Source organism: Myceligenerans indicum (assembly GCF_016742955.1).
GTDB lineage: Bacteria > Actinomycetota > Actinomycetes > Actinomycetales > Cellulomonadaceae > Myceligenerans > Myceligenerans indicum.
The window spans coordinates 1-3,061 of sequence record NZ_JABBYC010000106.1 but is presented as its reverse complement, the minus strand read 5'-3'; the positions used below and the strand labels follow the sequence as shown (position 1 = coordinate 3,061).

General features: G+C 69.3%; 2 protein-coding genes and 2 pseudogenes. 1 reads left to right on the top strand and 3 read right to left on the bottom strand.

What is annotated here, in order from left to right; genetic code table 11:
* Positions 1-126: 126 nt before the first annotated feature.
* A pseudogene (locus HGK34_RS22015) lies at positions 127-765 on the bottom strand (IS701 family transposase); the annotation flags it as partial.
* 129 nt (positions 766-894) lie between these two features.
* Positions 895-1,644, bottom strand: a pseudogene (locus tag HGK34_RS22010) (substrate-binding domain-containing protein); the annotation flags it as partial.
* Positions 1,645-1,799: 155 nt separating this feature from the next.
* Between HGK34_RS22010 and HGK34_RS22005 the strand changes: the two are divergent.
* Positions 1,800-2,039, top strand: coding sequence for a hypothetical protein (locus HGK34_RS22005; RefSeq protein WP_201851531.1), 240 nt, complete (start codon positions 1,800-1,802; stop codon positions 2,037-2,039).
* A gap of 132 nt (positions 2,040-2,171) precedes the next feature.
* Here HGK34_RS22005 and HGK34_RS22000 read toward each other — a convergent pair whose 3' ends face one another.
* On the bottom strand, positions 2,172-2,528 hold the full coding sequence (locus tag HGK34_RS22000) for a hypothetical protein (RefSeq protein ID WP_201851529.1): 357 nt from the start codon (positions 2,526-2,528) through the stop codon (positions 2,172-2,174).
* Positions 2,529-3,061 lie beyond the last annotated feature (533 nt).

Sequence of the window (3,061 nt, the reverse complement as noted above, 5' to 3'; positions counted from 1 at the left end):
AGGGCCAGGTCACCACGAACTGGAAGCAGGCCCTCGCCCAGCTCGCCGTGGCCTACCCCGAACGCATGAACCCCTACCTGACCTACTGAAAACCGCCCACCGTTTACACGACGTATTTGACAGGCTCAGCCACGCCCGCAGGTACTTGACCTGACCGTAGGCCTCATCCGCGGTCACCCACGCGAACGGCACCCCGGCCTCGATCGCGCGGCCGATCATCGCCATGGCCTGACGGGGCTTGGTCGCGAACCCGATCTCAGGCGGCACCCCCGCTGCCCGGCAGCGGGCGGGGTCATCCGTCCAGGACGCCGGCAGGTACAACTCCCGATCGATCAACGCATGCCCACCAGCACCGGCGTAGGCCAGGAACGTGCCGATCTGACAGTTCTCCGTGCGCCCGGCAGTCCCGGAGTACTGCCGCTGCACCCCCGCCGACCGAGTTCCCTTCTTCAGGAACCCGGTCTCGTCCACCACCAGCACCCCGCACGGGGTGCCCAGGTGCTCAACCACGTAGTCCCGAACGTCGTCACGCACCCCGTCCACGTCCCAGTCCGCGCGGCGCAGCAGCCGCTGCATCCCATCCGGGCTCCTTGCCCCGGCATGCTCGGCCAGCGTCCACCCGTTCTTCCGCTCCAGCCCCGCCACCAACCCGCACACGTACTGACGAGCTCGAGCTCTCGGTTCGGACCGCCCGAACCGGCACGCGACCCGACCATGCAAACGATCAAGCTCCACCGCCACCAGATCCATCACCACACCCACCATGATCCACCACCGCAAGTGCCGTTGCAGTACTAGATCCTTCCGGTCGACTCGCGCCACACGATGCGCTGCAGGTTCGGGACGTCCGGTGGCGGCTCGTCGTGGCGCAGTGCCGCGACGAGTGCGCATCGCCTGCCGTCCCGCCTCGTGGAAGTCGACGGCGACCGTCAGGGACGGTGTCGTGTACGCCCCGAACTCGGCGTTGTCCCAGCCTGTCACCACGAGGTCGCCCGGCACGGACCAGCCGCGTTCGGCCGCGCCGCGCAGCACGCCGATGGCGAGGCCGTCGTTGGCCACGATGACGGCAAGGGGCGGAGAGTCGTCGGGCAGCGCGAGGACGGCTTCCCGGCCGGATTCCGCGGGCCACTCACAGCCGAGCGCGCCGAGAGATTCGACGCAGAAGCGCTCGACGGCAGAGAGATAGACTGCGGCGCGCCCGCGCGGAGGCGTACCGGTCGGGCCCGCCGAAGTGCACGAACCGGCGATGACCGGCCGCCACGAGGGACGTCGACGAGACAGGCGTCGGCAAGCTCGCCCACGCTGTGCATCTCTGCGTCGAAGGCGGTCGCGGTGACGACCAGCGGCGACTCCCGGCCGTTCGGGAGAGCTAGGGGACGCATCGGGACAAGGGTCAGGATCCCGTCGTACTGCCCGCTGGACGCGATGTCGAGCACCGTCTCGGCGGTGTCGCGCACCGTCGCGTCGACACTGTGCGTCTCCATGACGTAGCCCGCGCCGCAGGCGATCTCGCTCGCGCCCGCCAGCAGGCGCGGATGAATGTCGACGGCGATGCCGGTGACCACGGCCAGCCGGCCGGAGCGGCGCGTGAGGGAGATGGCACGAAGCTCGGCGCCTTGGCTGTCTCCACAGGGAGACAGCCATGAATTCCGACGCCGCGTCCTCATCGCCCTCACACCGATCGCCGTCGCCGGTGTCCTGCCAGCTGCAGTACGACCACCAGCACCTACTCCGACGGCACGTGCTGCGCCGAGGGCAGCTACGCCTCCCCAGGTGGCACCGAGACGATCGGGGTCGAGTTGACGATCGCCGACGGCGTGGTGACCGCCGTGACCGTCACCCCCGAGGCCGACAACCCGGCCTCGGCGCAGTATCAGAAGCAGTTCGCGTCGGGCATCTCAGCCGAGGTGGTCGGCGTCGCGCTCGACGAGCTCGACGTGGACAAGGTCGCGGGCTCCTCGCTCACCTCGGACGACTTCGACGACGCGTGCTGCACACTGCGCCGCACCGCTCACCCCCGGGGCGCCGTCCCCGACTAGCGAACGCTGGGCTGGGACGTCACGACCTCGACGGTCGACCCTGCGAGCGTCGGCCGCCCCGAGCACTCCAGAACCCGGCTGCGCCTCAACCAACAGCTACAACTCACTCCCGCAGGCTGATGGCCTCGCCGCCTACCAGACCGGGAGCGCATGCAGATTGGACAACTCCACGTCCTGGTAGTGGATGGGCGCCCAGCGGCGGGCGACGTCGGCCGGGGTGGCCGCTGCGGTGGCTGCGGTGGAGGCGGCAGTCGTCATGGCGGAGACGGAGGTGGCAACGGCATGCTCGGCCGGGCGGGACAGGGCTGCTGCGCCGGGAGCGACCAGCACGGCAGGTACGAGGAGCGCACTGGTGGCGAGGGTGGCGGTCAGGGCACGGTGCATCGAGATCCCCCAGGGGTCGTCGGAGCGGGTGCGAGCCGGCGACGTGGCCGGCCGGAGCCATGGTCCGCGCCGCCGGTAGCCGCCCGGCGACGCACGACGGACCATCGGGTGAATATTGCACTCACCCTCAGCAGAGGCAAGGGTCCCCGTGCCCACCGCCCCGCACGGCCACGCCGCCGGCCGCGTGGCGCGGGAGCCCCCACTCACGGACATCGCCGTCGGCACGTCAGATCCCGGTGCAATGGCCTCTCGGAGAACGCCGTACCTCAGATGCGCCTCTCACCCGCCTCCAAGAAAGAATGCCCAGATCACGCAGAGGCAGCCCATCACGACCCAGCCCCTCCCCACATGAAGTGCGGATCTGTGGGCGTAATGCTCCCCTTCCCGCCCGCTGAACGTTTGATGCAGTCTCGCCAGAACCCAGCTGCTCTCTCCACGGCTTCGATCTTCAATACTCCGCCACTTCGCCATGAAATAGCCGCCTGCACCCAACAGGACCAGCCCCATAAGGGGCTCATGGGACATCCGGTAGGGGCGGCGGCTTGCCGGTGAGCACGCTGCTGGTGGTGGGGGTCGAGGTCCCCGAGGATCAGAGGCGACCAAGCTCTCTGTTCGTTCTCGAGGACCTCGACGTTGTC

What these genes read in the sequence shown, in the direction of transcription:
- HGK34_RS22000 (WP_201851529.1), bottom strand. Translation starts at nt 2,528, where the DNA reads ATGGTCCGTCGTGCGTCGCCGGGCGGCTACCGGCGGCGCGGACCATGG.